Source organism: Nonomuraea glycinis (genome assembly GCF_014646515.1).
Lineage (GTDB): Bacteria > Actinomycetota > Actinomycetes > Streptosporangiales > Streptosporangiaceae > Nonomuraea > Nonomuraea glycinis.
Map to the genome: position 1 here is coordinate 1 of NZ_BMNK01000012.1, position 17,364 is coordinate 17,364.

Below are 17,364 nucleotides of genomic sequence, written 5' to 3' on the forward strand. Positions count from 1 at the left end.
ACGCGAAGGGGGAGCCACCCACGGGCGTACATAGGGGACCATCCCCGCGGGCGCGGGGCCGACGCCGGGGGAGGAGGGCTGGCCGGATGACACTCCGGACCATCCCCGCGGGCGCGGGGCCGACACTTGTTCACCTGCGGTTTTGCCGGCGGGATGTGCTGTTTTCCTTTAGTTGCTGAGCTGTGGGGTGCTTCATGTTGGGTGCCGTTACCTGCTTCGAGTGTTCGCTTCGCTTACGCGGCGAGATAGGGGCATCTGGCCGAAACTCAGCTGGCAGATTGACTGTAACCCTTTCATCCAACGAACCGATGACATCCGCCTGGCCCGGAATCAGATCATGCATCCCGTCCTGAGCCGCTGCCCCCGGAGCGGTGCGAGCGACTGCAGGGCCCTACCGCCTGGATCCTCAGCTCTGACACCAGGCTGGACCTGCGGGATTGGCTAGAAGACCTGCTGGGTGACGCGTTTGCTTGTCACCTCCCACGTAGGTGAGGTGGAGCGTCGGAGGGAAGTGCTGCTCTGCGGCGGCGTCTTGTCCAGCGTCCTCTCTGCTTGTCCGCTTCTCACTTGGCCCGAACACGAACCGTGTCCGCTGATGCTCCTCATTGTCATCCTCCCAGCGTGTGGGTGCGGCCCTTCTACTGGGACTCGATCCGATCGGCGGCGTTGAGGAGGGTACCGTTCGTGGACGAGACGGACGCGGCAGAGGGAGTGCGGTTGCTCGCATCGCGGCTGCCGTTCTGGACAGTCTGGTACGGCCAGCACACTGGTCATTTCTGGGCCTTGCCGAAGGGCCCCTATCTTGCGTCGGCTCCGCATATCGAGTCGTTCACGGCTGACGAGTTGGAGCAGCAGGCGTGGGAGATTGAGCGCGCTTTCCTGGCCCAGCCGGTACGGCGTCGGCCGGCCAGGCCGATCCTCCGATCGCGATAGGGGCCGTACGGTGAAGGACTGGTTCAGCTCGGACAGCCCTGGCGAGCTGCGGACGGTTGGGCCAGGGCCACAAGTACAGCTGGTTCGATCAGGACCACGGCTGGACGTTGACGGTGGAGAGCATGAAGGCACTCCTTCAGCTTGGGCTCTTCATGGGAGAGCGAGTCGGTTTGAGCGGGCGCAGGAGGTCTTAGATCAGGAGTGCGCGCTCGATCCCGACTTGGAAGGCGCGGCCAGGGTTGCCATCCGCCTGCTGCTCCAACTCGGCCACGCCGACGAAACCCGCCTACGCGTCCGCTACCTCAAAGCCTGCCTCGCCGCCCCTGGCGTTGCCTCCCCCAACCCCCAGGCACTGTTTGACCACATGAACCGCCATCGCTGAGCGCCGGTGAATGTGCGCAGGTCCGGGCGGAGATCCCTGCACATGGGGTCCCAGATTCAGAAGCGATTCCGTTCGCTCCTCTTGACGATTTCAGTAACACTATGCATGTTATTGATTGCATTGAGTGATCGAGTGTCATGGGCCGGTGTGGTTGTGGGCGCGCCTCATGACCTCCCTTGTGTCCCGGCTACGGAGGATCTCGAGGTCCATGAACCATCCCTGGATTGTCTATCTGCGGGTTTGCCTGGCCGTACGGATTCAGCGCGCGCGTACCGCTCCCACGCGGGGAGCTTCGGCCATTGAATGGGTGATCATCACCGCCATCATCGCGGGCGTCGCGCTGGGCCTGGCTACGTTGATCAAAACTGTGGTGGAGCAGAAGCAGGGCGAGATCCAGACGACTCTGGGCGGCACCTGATCTCGAAGGTTGACGGCCTCCCTTGTCGTTGGCGGGGGAGGCCGTCGGTTCGGTGCTATCTCGGCAGGACCGATGGTTCAGCTGGTATCAGCGTCCGCCCGGCCACACGGCTGCCTTGCAGCCGTTCCACGTGACCTTTTTGTTGGCGCCGATCTGCCCATGGCAGAGCTTGAAGACCTTGACCGAGCCGAGAAGTGAGCTGTCGGTCGCGCAGCCGCCTTGGGGAGCCCGTACTTCGAAAGGGTCTCTCGCGTCGATCGGGTTGTCGTTGTGCCAGACGGCCTTGTATGCGACGTTGTCCACCTTGCCGTCGCAGACCTTGATCGACGCTCGATCGGCCGGGACGCTGACGCGTCCGCTGGCGTGGGTGTCACTCCAGCCCGAAGCCGCCGCCAAGGCTGGTGCTGCCGTTCCGAGAGTGAGACTGGCGATCATCAGCGCCGTGATCGCCTCGCCTGATCGTGGTGTCATGCATCCTCCGCTTCTTGACACATCTGAAACTATCACTCTAAGTAGTTGAATGAATGCGTAAGGTGCTTAGAGGTTGGGGCGGGCATCGCGTACACATGAAGGTCGGCCTACCTGTGCTCGAGGCCGAGGCGCAGGTTCACCTGCTACAACACTCGACAGCGCCACTCGGCCCCGCCGCCTCAACCGGATTGACCATGAATAGCGATTGATGGGGTGTTGTCACCGCATGGCGGCTTGTGTCCACTCCTTGAAGGAGAGCCTCGATGGCTGTCAGCGCACCGAGCTCACCCCGAAGCGGCCCTTCCCATGAACTGTCGCACGGTCGCGTTAACGTTGCGCACGTGACTCAGGACACAGTGTCATCGGAGCTCTCTGGCCGCCTGTGCGCGGACATGGTCGATCAGTTGCAGAAGCGGGGCTCGATCCGCTCTGCCGAGGTCGCGGCAGCCTTCGCGAAGGTGCCGCGCGAAAAATTCGCTCCCGAAGCGTCCCTGTCTGCCGTCTACTCCGCCATGGACGTAGTCATCACCAAACGCAATGCCGACGGCAAGGCGACGAGTTCCGTTAGCGCGCCTTGGCTCCAGGCGGAGATGCTCGAAGCCGCGCGGCTGATGCCCGGGGCGCAAGTGCTGGAGGTCGGCAGTGGTGGCTACAACGCCGCGCTCATCGCCGAGCTCGTTGGTCCTGAGGGTTTGGTGGTCACCGTGGACATCGACCCATTCGTCACCGAGCGAGCTGTTCGCTTCCTGGCCGAGACGGGCTACCCGCAGGTGAAGGTCGTCCTGGGGGATGCCGAGCATGCCGCCCAGGAATTCGGTCCCTTCGACGCCATCGTCGTCACCGTCGGAGCGTGGGACTGTCCATGGGGACCTCTGCTCGCCCCAGAGGGCCGGATGGTCGTGCCGTTGCGGTTCAGTGGGATCACCAGGTCGATCACCTTCATCCGGGATGGGAACCGGTTCGTCGGGCTGGACCCGACGGTGTGTGGGTTCGTACCGATGCAGGGGTCGGGAGCTCACCGGGAGCAGATGGCGGCGCTTGCTGATGGAGCGGTGACGTTGACGATCGACGGCGGTCCCGGTCTCGACACCGCCGCGCAGAATCAGGCGTTGGCCGGCGACCGGACTGAGTTGTGGACCGGCGTGGTGGTCGGCGGCTGTGAGCCGTTCGACACGCTGCATCTGTGGCTCGCGACCGTGGACGACACCTTCGGCGTCATCTGGCGAGACCCTGACCGTGCCGGCGACCTCGTCAGGCTTGCCGTCCGGTGGTTCTGCCCCGCCCTCATCATGCCCGACAGCTTCGCCTACCTCACCATCCGCGACGGACATCGCGACCAGGAGAGCGAGACACCACGCCACGAGTTCGGTGTCCACGGGCACGGGCGCAGTGGTGCCGAACTCGCTCAGCGACTCCTCACCCACGTGCGGACGTGGGACCGCGACCGGCGCAAGGGTCCGGGCCCTGGCTTCACCCTCTACCCCGCCGGCGCCGCAGTGCCGAACCCGACCATGGGCAGGATCTTCCCGAAGCGACACACACAACTGGTCATGGCCTGGACCTGATGCCGCGACGGCAAAGCAAGACGGCAGCGATTCAGCTGCAGATCCGGTGCTGAGCAAGGGTGCTGCCCCGACTGGTTGGGGATATCGGCCGTCATGACGATCAACTCCGGTTCCGGGCCGGCGCCCTTCTCACGCCTCAAGATCCGGGCGGGAGCGCTCGTGTTCTGCGACACCGACGTCGCCCTGATCCGCCGCGACCGAGCCACCTCGATCCACTACACCCCGCCCGGCGGCAACGTCGAAGCCGGCGAACCTCTGCCCGACGCGCTCCGCAGGGAGCTGGCCGAGGAACTGCACCTCGACCTCGACGACGCCACCGAACCAGAACTGCTGTGGCTGGTCGACCAGCGCGTCTCACGCCCCGGGCCCACTCCGCCGCCCCGCAAGCTGCACCTCATCTACCGCCTGCACATCACCACAGTGGTACGCGCGACTCTCGCTGACCACGAGTACGACAGGCTCCCCGACGGTGGTCACGAACTGGGCGTCATCGAGTGGATCGATTACCGAGGGGTAGCCGAACTGCCGATCTTCCCGCCGATCGGTCCCGCTCTGGCCGCCCTCGCCCACCCGCGGGCCGCCGTCAGAGACGCTGAGCTGCCCGCCGTCACCGACGACAACTACAACTGGGTCTGACGGGTGAAACTTCTCTACCTTGCGGTGGCGTGCTGATCGTGTGGGCCACATTGCGGAACAAACGGAGAGAGCCAGCCCAGAGGTGTACTCGGATCAGAGTGAAGAAGCATATGTGTGAGTGTGGCGAGACGCTCTACGAGCTATGCGAGGCGGGCGGCTTGCGGTTCATCCGCCGGACCATCTGCAAGGCGAGCAGCACGATGGTGAGCGAAATGATCGGGATGTCACCGGCTGAGGTGGAACTCCTCTGAGCGGGCCTCCTCACCGGCTGTGCTCGCTGACTGTGTCTCCAGCGAACAGAACCTTGGCCAGTCGGGTGGCCGATCATAGGCCGGTGGGTAGCCGGCTGAGAGTGGCCGAGGAGATGACGCCATTGCCCCAGGTCGGCCGGCAATGCCCCCGACCGGTCGCTGGCCCGACTGACAGGCGGACGCCCATGTAATCAAAGGAGGGGAAGGGTCGGCCTGTGTATTATTTCACCACTTTCAATCAATATAATTTCGCCTCAGTATTATTTTCTTTCCAACCAGGCTTCGATTTTCCTCTTCTAAATATCGATCGATTTCGCAGCTGCAACTCTCGGCATCCTACTCACTTTTTACTGGTTGACCTGGGGAAACATCGCAAAGAAACGCCGAATGTCGTTGATCCGATAGCCGCTCCGATGTTCAATTGAAGTGACAAAAGAAAGGCGCGATACGAATGGTGTCGCGTGAGATCGGATCGGAGAAGGATCGTGTCGAACGGAATTCCCGGAAAGTGCGTCCCCGCGAACGTGCCAGGAGAGAAGCTCACGCCGGAAGACATGGCGCACGTGACGCCGGACGACTGGGCGGAGATTCGGAAGCTGGCGCGCGGCTACTGCCGTACGGTCGACGCCACGCGGTCACGCAAGCGCATGGACGGGAGCGCCACCATCGTCAAGCAGGGATACGCGCCCTACGGCACCGACGACGTGTCGGACGACGTCACACAGGATGCGGTCCTGCTGTTCGCGCAGCGCCTGCGGGACATCACCACGTCGTGCCGGACGGCCACCGAAAGCACGGCCACCGAACCCGCGTGGATCTACGTCCGGCGCGACGGCGGTGAGATGACCATCACGCGTACGACGCTGCGACGGTGGGCGGTGAGAGATGCCGCCGCGCGGAACGGCTACCGGATCGACGTTCCACCGGGGGAGGTCGACGCCACGCCCGGCGCCCAGCTCATGCGCGGTCTGCCGCACGCCGAGAACGTCACGCGCGCCGCTGTGGCGTTCTGCGTGGCGCAGAACAGCGCGGCCATCTTCCGACAGGCGTTCGGCGACGGTGAGGACTTCCCGGTTATCACTGAGGCCATGGACATGGCGTCTCAGGCCGACGACTTGGGGCGCGCGGGGATTCTCAGCACGATCGCTCAGGCACGCTACGGGGGCGCGTACGGGTCCCGCCGGAACGTGATCCGGGTACGCGATGCCGCGCGGGCGGAGTGGAAGGAACTGGCGGAGCGCCTCGACGACGCGAGAAGCGCGCTGGTCCACGGAGGAACCGAAACCATGGACGACTGACAATAGGTCGCAAGAAGGGCCCCAGGGACTACCCTGGGGCCCTTTCTCATGGCGTCAATGCGCATTATCCGCCGTAAGCAGCGCGGCGAAAATCTTGAAAATGCTGGACGGTTGGGCCGTCTCGCGCCCCGTATTTATATGAGAGCGAGATTCGCCGGTACACGAACGGCGCTGTCGCTCTCATGTGCTGTTCTCCGGTCCCACCTGATTGCGCCGTGAACAGCTACGGCAGCCGGAACGGCTCACCGTTCGCTCGGTACGCGAAACAAAAAATGCTGCCGAGCGCGGACGGTCGAGTCGTTCCGGCCACCGTATTTAAATGAGAGCAATTCGCGCCGCTAAAGCGTCGCGAATGCCTCACCCAGCCACATGAAGTTACGTCCGGAAGGTACGGCAGGGCCACCCAAACGGGTAATTACCGAAAAGGAGCGTTTCGATGGAGGTGAACTCTGCCGACCGTCCGGTCTGGACCGTAGGGGACCTGACGGTGTCCACCGGCGGCCAGGTGATGAGAGTGGCCGCGATCGGCGCGATCACCACAACGCTGGTTGTCACCACTGACCCGCAGAGCGAGCCCGAGCACGCTCTGACGGCAGCGCTCACGCCGATGCCCTCAGGCGCCGAGACGATCACCTGTCTTGGCTGCCTGCGGAACACCCACCTGTGGATCGATGCCACGCACACCCACCGGCCATCCGGAAGGCGCACGCGGTTGATCCGCTGCTCTCGCTGCTTCGTCGACGCCCTGGACTGCTGCGACTGCAAGATCCACACGATCAGCATCAGCGTAAGACCGCATCATCTGGCGCGCCGCCGATAGCGACGGGCCGCCGTCTCATTCCATGCGCACGGCGCGCTCCCTGACCAGCTCACAGAAAGGAGACCACCTATGGCGGTCTGGTTCGGGCTCTGGCACGGCGGTAACGGATACGGCCCGCCCGAGCTCGATGATCTGGAGGAGTTCTCGTCCCTGGCCGATGCCCGGGCCAAGCTGGCCGAGCGGCACCGGCACGGCTACTGGCAGCGCTCCCGCTTCGCGTTCCTAGATCGTGAGCCAGCAGCTGTGCTCACCCCGTGCGTGGGCGAGGACTGCGAGATCTCCCTGTACGGCTCCCATGACGCGGTCGACTATCCCGATCGCCGAGTCTTCCTCGGTACGCGCGGCGGTGTCCGGGTCGAACGCTGCTGAAACCCCCTGATCTGTCCTTATCGGTCCCTGGCGATCCGCTGGGGGCTTTCTCCTGTCTGGAGGTTGTTCATGACCACTGAATCTGAGCAGACCATTCGGGTCACCTCACCGGCCGATCTCATCTCCGTAGTGCCGTACGTGCTGGGATTTCACCCATCGCTGAGTCTGGTGGTGACCATGATCGACGGCGAGAAGTCGACCCTCGGCGGAGTGATGCGCTTCAACCTGCCCAAGGATTCGGCGGACGCGGTGAGACTGGCCGATCATCTGACCAGCGTCCTGATCCGTAACGCCGTCAGCCGAGTGGTATTGCTCGGATACGGTCCCGGTGCCCGGATCTCACCGGTGATCGACGCCGCCACCGAAGCTCTGAACCGCACCGGGATCGACATCAGAGACGCGCTGCGCATTGATGAGGGACGCTTCTGGTCCTACACCTGTACGAACGTCACCTGCTGCCCTCCGGACGGCGTCCCCGTCGACGCGTCCAGCGGTGTGCCCGCGGCCGCCGCAGTACTGGCGGGATTCGTAGCGCTACCCGATCGTGCGGCGCTGGCCGCGACCCTGGATCCACCCGACGGGCCCGACCGAGCGCAGGTAGAAGTCGCCACCCAGGCCGCGTGTGCCCACACCCGAACCCCGATCGACACCGATCACGACTGGTACCGCGACGGCGTCGACCATATCTCCGCGGCGCTGGACCGAGTGCAGGCGGGCGAGAACCTGGACACCGATGAGATCGCCACGCTAGGCGTACGACTCACCGGGATCCCCGTCCGCGATGCGGCCATGACCTTCTTTGGCCGACACGACGACGATGTCCACATCCGGTGCTGGACCGAGGTCACCCGCAGGGTTCCGTCCGAGTTCGCTGCCGCCCCCGCCTCCCTGCTGGCGTTCGTCGCGCTGCGCATTGGGGACGGGGCGCTGGCGCGTATCGCCGTCGAGCGCGCACTTTCGGTCGATCCTGACTACAGCTTCGCGAACCTGATCCGTACGGCCCTCGATTACGGGGTGCCCCCATCGGCTGTTGTTGGCATGAACTTCGCCGAGATGGCCGAGGCGATCGAAGCCAGCGCGCGGCGACGCCCGGACGGCGCCCGGCCAATGCTGCCCGAGGGATGGTGAGCGCGATGACATCCGTGGCCACCCACTCGGCGGCCCTGATCGGTGTCACCGGACGCATCCTGGACATCGAAGCCACCGCGGAGCCCGGCCCGGCCGGACTCCATCTCATCGGCATCCCGGAACGCTCCCTCTGGCCGGCCCGTGAACGGATGCGTGCTGGCGTCCTCAACAGCGGCATTGCCTGGCCGGAGGCCAAGGTCACGGTGAGCGTTCACCCGGAAACCATCCCGGTCTATGACAGCGCCGCTGATCTCGCGCTCACGGTCGCCTTCCTGGCCGCCACCGGCAACGCCCCGCCGGAACGGCTTGCCCGGACGGTATTCCTCGGCGAACTGGGGTTGAACGGCGGGATCCGTCCGGTCCGCGGCGTGCTGCCCGCCATCAGTGCCGCCGTAGAGGGCGGACTCACCACCGTCGTGGTCCCTGCCTTCTTCGCGGAGATCACCGCCCAAGTCCCAGGTGCTGAGGTGATCCCCGCTGCCTGCCTCATCGACGTCCTTACCTGGCTGAGAGACGGACCGGGCGAGGACACCACTCGGCCGACGCCTGCCAGGGTCACGCCGCCCATCCAGGTGGATCGAAGGGCGCGGCAGGTGACAAGGGTCGGTGAACGGGTGCTGGTCCGGCCTTTCCTCCGCATCCCGATACGCCCGTGGTGGGCCGAGCCCTATCAGTCGCCCTTCTACTACCCGGGCACCGTCGTCGAGATCACCGACAGCGGGCGCGTCCGGGTAGAGCTCGACGAACCGCACAGTCCGGCCCCGTGGGAAAGCCGCCTGCAGCTGTTCCATCCCACCGAGATTCATCGGTACGGCTGCCGCTGCCTGGAGTGCGCCAAGCCCGGCCAGGACGTCCCACGTTTCCTCGCCGATCAGGCACAGCTCACGCAAGAGCAGTGAAAAGGCGAGATGTCCAACCTTCGAAGGAGTACGCCCATGAACGATTCCGAAGTGGACGATCTGGTGATCCAGATCGCCGTACATCTGGACGGGTTCACCCCGCAGATTCGGCCTGGCCATCCCGCGTACCTGATCGGTCCGGAAGGGGCTCGACTCGTCGTCCACCCGCTCTGGAGGCAGGAGGGACGCATCACGGTGCTCGGCGTCTACCCCGACGGATACAGAAGCCTGTTTCCGGACTTGCGGCGACATCAGATCTCCGTGTCAGCGACCCGGAGCCCCGAACATGTCGCGAAGAAGATCGCACGCGGGCTGCTCCCCGGCTACCTACGGGACCTGGCGACCTGCCGGGCACGGCTGAGCGGCCAGAAAGCCGAGGAAGCCACCCGGGCCGAGTTGGTCGAAACCCTGCTGACCATGCTGCCCGGGGCGACGTTCACCGAGAAGCAGCGGGAGACCGTCCTCCAGTGGAGACTCGGCGCGACCTCCGGCTCGTTCGCGGTGTACGGCGACACGACCAGCAACTCCATCGAGATCCGCATGGCCGACCGTGAACTGACCGAACGCGTCGCGTACGCGATCCAACAGCGCTCCATGTGAGCGCGCAACGTGCGACGAGCCGAAAAGGCACATCCCACCCCTCAGTGACACCAGCGGGCACCGGCTCATGCCGGTGCCTTTCTCATATCCATCGAAACGGAGAAGAACATGTCCAGGGAGTCTCTGGAGTGGCTGAACGCCAACACGCTGATCGGCTTCACCGGCAAGCGCGGAACCGCCTGGCACTACCGCGCCAGCATGCAGGGCGAGGAGCTCAACCACTACGTAGGCCCGATCCCGGTCGACGACGTCAAGCGGCGGCTGTTCGGCTGGAAGGCCCTCTCACAGCCGATCTACGTGGAAGACCCGCGCGGCGGACTCGCGCAGGTACCGGACCGTCAGGCGATCCTGCGCAGCGACAACGGGCACGTCATGGGCATCTTCTCCGACAGCTATGAGCCACATCCCTACGTCGAATGGCTGATCAACAACGTCTCCCGACTGCTGGACGCCGACCTGTCGATCGGGTCGGCAGGTCTCCTCAAGGGCGGAGCGGTGGCCTGGGTATCGGTCGAGGTCCCCGACAACATCGTGACCCCCGAAGGTGTCGAGTTCCGGCCGCATCTCTTCGCGGCGACGTCGTTCGACGGATCGTTGGCCACCACGTTCAAGCGGGCCGTGACCAACGTCGTGTGCGACAACACCATGGCGGCCGGTCTGGCAGAGAGCGGCCAGCATGTCAAGATCAAGCACTCCCGGCACTCGAAACTCCGCCTCGCCGAAGCACGCCACGCCCTGAACATCGTCTACGCCCTGGCCGACGAATTCTCGTCAGCGGTGCGGGACCTGTGCCGGGTGGAGGTCACCGGCCGGCAGTGGCTGAAGTTCCTGGACGCCCACACGCCGATGCCCAATCAGCAAGGCCGCGGTCGCACCATGGCCGAGAACAGGCGCGACACTCTGGCAAAGCTCTGGAACCACGACCTGCGCGTAGCGCCATGGCGCGGCACGGCCTGGGGTGTGGTCCAGGCGATCAACACCTTCACCCATCACGAGCAGAACGTCCGTGGCGCCGTACGAGCGGAACGCAACATGCTCCGCGCGGTGACCGGCGGCATCGACGACCTCGACCGGGGCACGCTGCGCACGCTGTCCACGGTGCTGGACCGCCCGCTCACCAGCGCGGCTTGAAGATCGACCAGCCCGTACGGCTCCCGCCTCAGCGGGAGCCGCCCTATGCCAGAGATGGCCAACCATGATCAAGCTATGTTCCAGGTCGCTGGATTGTTCACGGATGAGGCGAAGCAAGCCTCGGCCGCGAGAGTGGCGTACGAGGAAAAGGGTTGAGCGAAGCTCTTCCCGCGAGATAAAGCCGCTTGCATCGCGCCGCGCATCCGCCCTCTTTAACATTGGCAGATAAAGCCCGTGCGCTATGTGCGAACTTCCGGAGGTATTTGTCCGATGGTTTCCTCTTGGTCCGCACGCATCAGGGCCGAGCGTAAAGCGCGCCTGTGGGACGTGCACACGATGGCCCGCAAGCTGCGTGAAGTCGCTGGCGGTACGGGTCCCTTGCCGGATCACGAAGCGCTTGTACGCTCCATCCGTCGCTGGGAATCAGGAAAGATCGGCACACCGAGCGAACGTTACAGATTGCTGTTCAGCAGAGCTCTGGAGGTTGAGGAGAAATCACTCTTTGCGGATGTCGCGGAGGAAGATGAGGTTGTTTCCCTGCTGAGATCTCCGGTTGCCGGGAATGGGATATTTCCTCCTGGATTCACCGTGGAGTCGGTTGAGGCGTTGCTCGGGCGGCTGTACCGTCTCGACGCGGAATTCGGCGGGAACGAACTGTGTCAGGTCGTGGCACAGCAGGCCCAGGCGGCGGCCGGCCTGTTCAGCTCGCTCAGCCTGCGCACGGACGACAGACGTCGCCTGTATCTTGCGATGGCGGGTCTCACCCAGATCGCGGGCTGGCTGTCCATCGACGCCAGCAGGCACGCGGAGGCCAGCCGATACCTCACCGCCACGATCTACGCGGCACACGAGGCCGACGACCCTTCCCTGGCCGGTCACGCCCTCGGCTACATGAGCCTGCACGCTCTCTACCGTGCCCAGCCGGACAGAGCACTCGCCCTGGCCCGGACCGCGGTCGACCTCACCAGCGCGGGAACGTCTCCACGAGCCCGGGCAACCGCGCACAACCGCGCCGCACGTGCCCATGCCCGGCTCGGGGAGATCGACGCGTGCAAGCGCAACCTCGATCTGGCCCAGTCCGCGTACGCCACCGAGGAGGGAGAGGGGGAGCCCCGCTGGGTCGGCTACGTCACTGAGATAGAGCTCTTCGCTCAACGCGGCGCCTGCGTCCTGGACCTGGGACTGGCCGACGGCGCGATCTCGGAAATTGAGCACACGATCTCACTCGTACGGTCAAGGACACCGGATCACGTCAGAGACCTGGCGCACTACACGATCCGGTTGGCCGCCGCCTATCTGAGCAAGGGCGAGGTGGCGCAGGCCACGGCCATAGGCGCAAGCGCGCACCGGATATCGGTCGCCATCGGTTCGGCCCGGGTGCGGGAGCGCTTCGCCGAGTTCATGAACGGCCTGTCTGCGTACAAGAAGGTGCCGGAGGTCCGTGACCTGGCGGAAGAGGTACGGGCGTCCTACTGAGCTTCGTCGGCCACGCCGAGAATGGCCCGGATGACAGCCGGAGTGCTGCTGAGGTCGGTGAGAACGAGCTCCGCGCCTGCCTCGCGCAGGGTGTCCGCGCTGCACGAGCCGGTGGCGACGGCGACCACCCGTGCGCCGCCGAGGTGCCCGGCCAGGACGTCGTTGGGGGTGTCCCCGATGAGTACCGTGTTGGCGGCGGTGAAGACGTGCCCGTACTTGCCGGTGGCCCGTTGCTGCGCCAGCCGCACCAGCTCGGGCCGCTCCTCGTGGTCCATCCCGTACGCCCCCGCGTCGAAGTCCACGAACCGATCGAGGTCGAACGCCCTGAGCTTGCCGATCGCGATCGGCTCCATGTTCCCGGTGAGCACCGACTGGACGACGTCCGGATGGCCGGCGAGCATGGCGAGCGCCTCCAGCGCCCCGTCCAGCACCCGGCCGCGTTCCCTGATCGCTTCTTCGAAGATCAGGAAGGACTCGGCCAGGGCGAGGCCGAACGAGTGCAGCAGCTGATCGGAAGCCTCGATGTGGTGCAGGCGCAGGGTGTCCGCCGCGATCGCGCGCTCAGTACGGCCGGTCATGTCGGCGAGCTGCCGCATGGCCTGGCCGGTCGCAGATCGGAAAGCGTCGGCGTAGATGTTGCGGCTGAGGCCACCGATGGTGATCAGAGTGTGGTCGATGTCCCACAGGACCAAGGTCTTCCCAGCGCTCACCGTACGAGCCTAACCATTGAGGACGGAATCGGTAGGTCCGGCCGCTCCGGCCGCGCTCTTAGCCGCGCGCCGGCCAGGGAACCCGCTAGCGTTCACTGCCCGGGCACAGCTCTCGGCCCCTGACGGGTGCGGCGGCAGAAGGAAAGGCCAGATGAACGCTGAGACAGCGGACCTGCTCTTGGACGTGGTGCGGCGTCTGGAGAAGAGCATCGTGGCCCGGGAGTGTCCCGCCATCGTCGCGATCGAGGGCGAGCGCAAGCTCGTACTGAGCGATTACGACTACCTACGTGACACGGCTACGGCGGCAGCCTTCGAGGCGAGGGCTGCGGAGAAGGTGCAAGGCATCGGCGCCAACCGCTGGGTGCTGGCCGTTCCACAGGTGTGGATCTTCAGGCCGCCGAGCACGATCGCTCTACGGGCTGTTTCGAACCACCCGCTCAGGGAGGGTGAACAGGAAGCCATCACCTGGATGAGCTTTGACCGTGAGAACGGCGTGGACTACGGGCGGGTCGCTTATGCGCGCCGCCCAAACGGAGAGCCGGTCTTCGAGGAGCCGGAGATCTTCGATGTGGGGATCCGCCCAAGAGAAACGATGCCCGGATTCCTCCTGCTCCAGCAATCCTTGGAGGAGTGAGGGCCGGTTCGCGAAGAACCGGCCCTCTGACCAACTCGAACTCTCCGACAAAAGAAAGGCTGAGATCGGTCACCACGAGCCTACGGCCTGCAGATGGGTGCAGGAACGTGAATCGCGAGCATTACCACGTCATCGTCCTGTTCATATCCCGACAGCATTCGGTCAACCAGGAAGTCCAGCAGCATGTACGGATTCGCCACCACCTCAGGTGGCGATTCACTCACAACACTGCAAATCTCTGCGAGTCCGGCGTCGAGCCCACGCTTGCGGTTCTTCACCAGTCCGTCGGAGTAGAGCACGGCGGTATGGCCGGGCGGCACTACGAAACGGAACTGCTTTCGGCTGGTCGGCCAGCCCAGCGGGGTACCGGGCTCGGCGTTGCACAAAATCGCCGTGCCCTGCGGGGAGACCAGGATGGGTGGCGGGTGGCCGGCGAGGGCGAGCGTGCCTTCACCGGTGACCGGCTCGACCACCATGTAGGCGAGGGTGGTGACCTGCTCTTCCTCTTCAGTGGCGTCGAAGACCCTGTCGAGTCCCGTCAGCACGTCGGCGGGCGCCGGGTTGGTCAGCGCCAGAGCGCGCATGGCGTTGCGGGTGCGGCCCATCCAGGCCGCTGCCTTGACGCCTTTGCCCATGACGTCGCCTACAACGGCTGCGACCCGGCCGTCCTGGAACACGAATGCGTCGTACCAGTCGCCGCCGACCTGCACGTGGCGGCTGCCCGAGCGGAAGCGCTGGGCCAGTTCCAGGCCCTTGATGACCGGTAGGCGGCCGGGCAGCATGCTGCGCTGCAGCGTTTCGGCGGTGTGGTGCTCACGTTCGAACAATGTGGCGCGTTCCACGGCCAGCGCGCACTGGCCGGCCAGCGCCTCCAGGAAGACACCGTCCTCCTGGCAGATCTTCTGCGGCCTAGTGAACGAGAAGCGCAACGCGCCCAGCGCGCGTCCCGCCGCGAGCAGTGGTAGACCGACCCAAGCCTGCTCGTCGCTGCTGATGAGGTAGTCGGTCAGCGGCGTCTCCTCACCGCCGGATTCCAGCAGTTGCGTCTTCAGACTCACGGGTGACTCGGCGAAGACCGGCCTGCCGCTGTTGACCGCCATGGTCATCACGCTGGAGTGGGATAGCGGGATCTCCTCGCTGAAGGGGACCGACGCCTCCGGGATGCCTTCGCCGTGGATCAGCTTGAGCGCCGCGCGGTCGGTGTCGAGCAGCGCGACGGCGGACCGATCGGCGGCCAGCGCGGTGCGGCCGACGTTGATGATGACCTGTACCACCTGCCTGACCGTGAGCGCCTCGGCGAGTTGGGCAGTGGCGCCCTGCAGCCGGGCCGTGCGCAGGGCGGCGGCGCCGAGTTGGTGGGTCAGCCTGCCCCGCATCTCCTCGGCCTCGTGCTGCAGGGTCATGTCGGTGTTGGTGCCGACCCACTCGACCACCTGGCCATCGCGGATGATCGGCACGGCGCGCACCTCGAAGTGGCGGAACCCGCTGGCCCTGGTGCGCACGCGGTAGTTCCACTCGAACATCGTCCGGCCACGCAGCGCCTCCTTCCAAGCCTCCCCGGTCTGCTGGCGCTCGTCCTGGTGCACCGCCTCCAGCCAGCCGTAGGCGAGATAGTCCTCCAGGCTCTGACCGGTGATGGCACGCCACTGCGGCGCGTCCTCGACCACAGTGCCGGTGGGCGAGGTAATCCAGACGAGCTGGGATTGGGCCTTCACCAGCGAGCGGAAGCGCACCTCGTCGGTCTCGTGCTGGTGCTGGGGTTGTAGCCGATCGAGCAGTTCTTCGAGTTTCTGGACCCGACCTTCGGCCTGATGAACTCGGTTCTGGGCCATTTTCAACCGCTCGGTCAGCTCAGCGATCTCGTCGAAATGCTGAGTACGTTCGCGATCCCAGGCTGCGCGAAGGCGCTCGTTCTCGCTGGACAGGCCCTCAATCGTATGGGTGCGTCGGCTGAGTTCGTATTCCAGGCTCTCTGCGTAGCGTTCTGCTTCCTTCCAGCGGGTGACTGCGATCGCCAACTCGTCGCTGACCTTCTGGATGCGATACTCGTGCGGGCGCGTTGCTTTGAGAGCGTCCAGATACAGCTCTATCAGGTGTTCGCGAACCTCTTCGGTCACCGCAGTACCCTGACCTGCCCGCATGGCCAGGATCTGGTCGAGGAACGACCGGTCGGTGGGCACGCGCTCGCCGCTCAGGTATCGGGAAACGGCTCCCTTGTCTATGTGGCTGAGGCGGGCGAACAAGCTGATCGTCATGTTCAGGGTGGCGAAGTGGGTGCGTAGCTCTGCGGCCCAGGCCATCACTTGGGGAATGAGGTCCGGCTTCAAGGATGCTAACTCGACCGGACGACGGGCGATCTCGTTCACCCGCCCATCATCGCTGTTCCCGTTGAGTGCTACGGCGAGGTTCGGCTCTTGTGTGTTGCCAATGTCTTGCAACGCCTCGACTTGTTCCGTTGCGGGTGGTGCAACGTTGCGAGCTCTGACTTTCTAGAGCTCATGCAATCGCATCCTCGCCATTGCATGGCGACACGGGCGACAAGGAGTTCCTGCGCATCGCGCGGCTCCAGTGACGCCCCGCCTCTGCTAAGACGGAGAACCGATGAATCCTGAACGCGTTGTCTTAATCGCGTTGGCGGTGGTGGCTGCCGTCAGCATCGCTACGGCCCTTATGCTCGCGGACGGTTCCACATGGCCAGCTGCTCTCCTGTGTGGACTCGCCGCTGGTGGAGCAACGCTGTGGGGGCTGCTTGGCTGGTTTGCCTCCAGAACCCGGTGAACCATCCGCCACCTGTATGCCATCACGCGATCCTTCCTGAGCGTGTTGGCGCTGCATTAGGGCCGGACGATGCCGATGAATCCTTGCTCCCGGCTGGGTACGCCTGCCCATGTTTCTACCCGTACGGTGCTTCCGGTGGACGGTGCGTGGACCATGCGGGTGCTGTCGATCGCGATGCCGACGTGGTGGATCGTGGCTGGGTTCTTCGAGTTGTGGGCGAAGAAGATCAGGTCTCCTGGCCTGATCTGGCTTCTGGGTACGCGGGTTCCGGCGTTCCACTGCGCGGAGGTGTCTCCTCCGACTCGGGTGCCCGCCCTGGTCCAGGCGTATTCGGCCAGCCCTGAGCAGTCGAACCCCTTCGTCTGGGCTCCGTGGCCGATGCCGTAGCTGGGGCCGTTCGGGCCGCCGCCGCCCCAGGAGTACGGGACGCCCCGCATGGCAAGTGCTGCCCGTACGGCTACCGCCCCACGGCCGACCCCGGCCACACTGTCCGAAGGGAGGCCCTCGGCCGAAAGCTCCGTGCATAGTTCACCAGAGATCGCGGTGACAGCCTGCTCGGCACGGTTCCTGATTGCGGCGGGATCGTCTCCGGTCATCCGGTCGGCGAGGACGGAAGCCGCGTCATTGATGGCATCAGTCCTGGGGATGCCGAGCGTGGCGGCGGTCTTGATGACCGCACGTAGTTCGGTCTCTTCGGCGGCGGACAGCTTGAGATTCTGCGGTCTGCTCAGTCCCGGAGTCCGCTGGCTGTCGGCGGTGTCTAGAACAGCCTGGGAGGGCGCGAAGGAGTAGGAGCACACCAGGTCGGCGAATGCCATTGCGTATCTGGCTCCACCGCCCAGCCCAGAGATGATCAGGACGACGC

At 65.1% G+C, this 17,364-nt stretch carries 16 protein-coding genes; 12 read left to right on the forward strand and 4 right to left on the reverse strand.

Going from position 1 to position 17,364, the window contains the following annotated elements; translation table 11 throughout:
- Positions 1–1,523 precede the first annotated feature (1,523 nt).
- Entirely contained in the window at positions 1,524–1,733 is a 210-nt protein-coding gene (locus tag IEY87_RS29165; protein ID WP_189142031.1) for a Flp family type IVb pilin, read from the forward strand.
- An 87-nt stretch (positions 1,734–1,820) separates the two neighbouring features.
- Here IEY87_RS29165 and IEY87_RS29170 read toward each other — a convergent pair whose 3' ends face one another.
- On the reverse strand, positions 1,821–2,168 hold the full coding sequence (locus IEY87_RS29170; RefSeq protein ID WP_189142032.1) for a hypothetical protein: 348 nt from the start codon (positions 2,166–2,168) through the stop codon (positions 1,821–1,823).
- Positions 2,169–2,467: 299 nt separating this feature from the next.
- Between IEY87_RS29170 and fxlM the strand changes: the two genes are divergently transcribed.
- The 10 genes from fxlM (at position 2,468) to IEY87_RS29220 (ending at position 12,377) form a co-directional block, all read left to right on the forward strand.
- A complete protein-coding gene (fxlM, locus tag IEY87_RS29175) occupies positions 2,468–3,769 on the forward strand; it encodes a methyltransferase, FxLD system (protein WP_225277403.1) in 1,302 nt (433 codons plus the stop codon).
- 93 nt (positions 3,770–3,862) lie between these two features.
- A complete protein-coding gene (locus IEY87_RS29180; RefSeq protein WP_189142034.1) occupies positions 3,863–4,405 on the forward strand; it encodes an NUDIX hydrolase in 543 nt (180 codons plus the stop codon).
- A 736-nt stretch (positions 4,406–5,141) separates the two neighbouring features.
- Positions 5,142–5,954 (forward strand): hypothetical protein, encoded by an 813-nt coding sequence (locus tag IEY87_RS29185; protein ID WP_189142035.1) that lies wholly within the window; start codon positions 5,142–5,144, stop codon positions 5,952–5,954.
- A gap of 436 nt (positions 5,955–6,390) precedes the next feature.
- Positions 6,391–6,774, forward strand: coding sequence for a hypothetical protein (locus IEY87_RS29190; protein ID WP_189142036.1), 384 nt, complete (start codon positions 6,391–6,393; stop codon positions 6,772–6,774).
- A 69-nt stretch (positions 6,775–6,843) separates the two neighbouring features.
- A complete protein-coding gene (locus IEY87_RS29195) occupies positions 6,844–7,143 on the forward strand; it encodes a hypothetical protein (protein WP_189142037.1) in 300 nt (99 codons plus the stop codon).
- A gap of 69 nt (positions 7,144–7,212) precedes the next feature.
- Complete coding sequence (locus IEY87_RS29200) at positions 7,213–8,271, forward strand: DUF4192 domain-containing protein (RefSeq protein ID WP_189142038.1); 1,059 nt, start codon at positions 7,213–7,215, stop codon at positions 8,269–8,271.
- A 5-nt stretch (positions 8,272–8,276) separates the two neighbouring features.
- Positions 8,277–9,170 (forward strand): magnesium chelatase domain-containing protein, encoded by an 894-nt coding sequence (locus tag IEY87_RS29205; RefSeq protein WP_189142039.1) that lies wholly within the window; start codon positions 8,277–8,279, stop codon positions 9,168–9,170.
- Between the two features lie 36 nt (positions 9,171–9,206).
- Positions 9,207–9,770, forward strand: coding sequence for a hypothetical protein (locus tag IEY87_RS29210; protein ID WP_189142040.1), 564 nt, complete (start codon positions 9,207–9,209; stop codon positions 9,768–9,770).
- A 108-nt stretch (positions 9,771–9,878) separates the two neighbouring features.
- On the forward strand, positions 9,879–10,901 hold the full coding sequence (locus tag IEY87_RS29215; protein ID WP_189142041.1) for a DUF932 domain-containing protein: 1,023 nt from the start codon (positions 9,879–9,881) through the stop codon (positions 10,899–10,901).
- Between the two features lie 588 nt (positions 10,902–11,489).
- Positions 11,490–12,377: an NsdA family TPR-like regulatory protein gene (locus tag IEY87_RS29220; protein ID WP_189142042.1), complete on the forward strand. Its 888-nt coding sequence runs from the start codon at positions 11,490–11,492 to the stop codon at positions 12,375–12,377.
- Here the strand turns inward: IEY87_RS29220 and IEY87_RS29225 are convergent.
- Positions 12,371–13,087 (reverse strand): HAD family hydrolase, encoded by a 717-nt coding sequence (locus tag IEY87_RS29225; protein ID WP_189142043.1) that lies wholly within the window; start codon positions 13,085–13,087, stop codon positions 12,371–12,373. The two genes, IEY87_RS29220 and IEY87_RS29225, sit on opposite strands and share 7 nt — an antisense overlap.
- A 151-nt stretch (positions 13,088–13,238) precedes the next feature.
- Here IEY87_RS29225 and IEY87_RS29230 point away from each other — a divergent pair, with 151 nt between their 5' ends.
- Entirely contained in the window at positions 13,239–13,721 is a 483-nt protein-coding gene (locus IEY87_RS29230; RefSeq protein ID WP_189142044.1) for a hypothetical protein, read from the forward strand.
- Between the two features lie 80 nt (positions 13,722–13,801).
- On the opposite strand, the gene IEY87_RS29235 is transcribed toward IEY87_RS29230, so the two are convergent.
- On the reverse strand, positions 13,802–16,087 hold the full coding sequence (locus IEY87_RS29235; protein WP_225277402.1) for a SpoIIE family protein phosphatase: 2,286 nt from the start codon (positions 16,085–16,087) through the stop codon (positions 13,802–13,804).
- Between the two features lie 468 nt (positions 16,088–16,555).
- Entirely contained in the window at positions 16,556–17,317 is a 762-nt protein-coding gene (locus IEY87_RS29240) for a C40 family peptidase (protein WP_189142045.1), read from the reverse strand.
- Positions 17,318–17,364 lie beyond the last annotated feature (47 nt).

What these genes read in the sequence shown, in the direction of transcription:
- IEY87_RS29165 (WP_189142031.1), top strand. Translation starts at nt 1,524, where the DNA reads ATGAACCATCCCTGGATTGTCTATCTGCGGGTTTGCCTGGCCGTACGG.
- IEY87_RS29170 (WP_189142032.1), bottom strand. Translation starts at nt 2,168, where the DNA reads ATGATCGCCAGTCTCACTCTCGGAACGGCAGCACCAGCCTTGGCGGCG.
- fxlM (WP_225277403.1), top strand. Translation starts at nt 2,468, where the DNA reads ATGGCTGTCAGCGCACCGAGCTCACCCCGAAGCGGCCCTTCCCATGAA.
- IEY87_RS29180 (WP_189142034.1), top strand. Translation starts at nt 3,863, where the DNA reads ATGACGATCAACTCCGGTTCCGGGCCGGCGCCCTTCTCACGCCTCAAG.
- IEY87_RS29190 (WP_189142036.1), top strand. Translation starts at nt 6,391, where the DNA reads ATGGAGGTGAACTCTGCCGACCGTCCGGTCTGGACCGTAGGGGACCTG.
- IEY87_RS29195 (WP_189142037.1), top strand. Translation starts at nt 6,844, where the DNA reads ATGGCGGTCTGGTTCGGGCTCTGGCACGGCGGTAACGGATACGGCCCG.
- IEY87_RS29200 (WP_189142038.1), top strand. Translation starts at nt 7,213, where the DNA reads ATGACCACTGAATCTGAGCAGACCATTCGGGTCACCTCACCGGCCGAT.
- IEY87_RS29205 (WP_189142039.1), top strand. Translation starts at nt 8,277, where the DNA reads ATGACATCCGTGGCCACCCACTCGGCGGCCCTGATCGGTGTCACCGGA.
- IEY87_RS29210 (WP_189142040.1), top strand. Translation starts at nt 9,207, where the DNA reads ATGAACGATTCCGAAGTGGACGATCTGGTGATCCAGATCGCCGTACAT.
- IEY87_RS29215 (WP_189142041.1), top strand. Translation starts at nt 9,879, where the DNA reads ATGTCCAGGGAGTCTCTGGAGTGGCTGAACGCCAACACGCTGATCGGC.
- IEY87_RS29230 (WP_189142044.1), top strand. Translation starts at nt 13,239, where the DNA reads ATGAACGCTGAGACAGCGGACCTGCTCTTGGACGTGGTGCGGCGTCTG.
- IEY87_RS29240 (WP_189142045.1), bottom strand. Translation starts at nt 17,317, where the DNA reads ATGGCATTCGCCGACCTGGTGTGCTCCTACTCCTTCGCGCCCTCCCAG.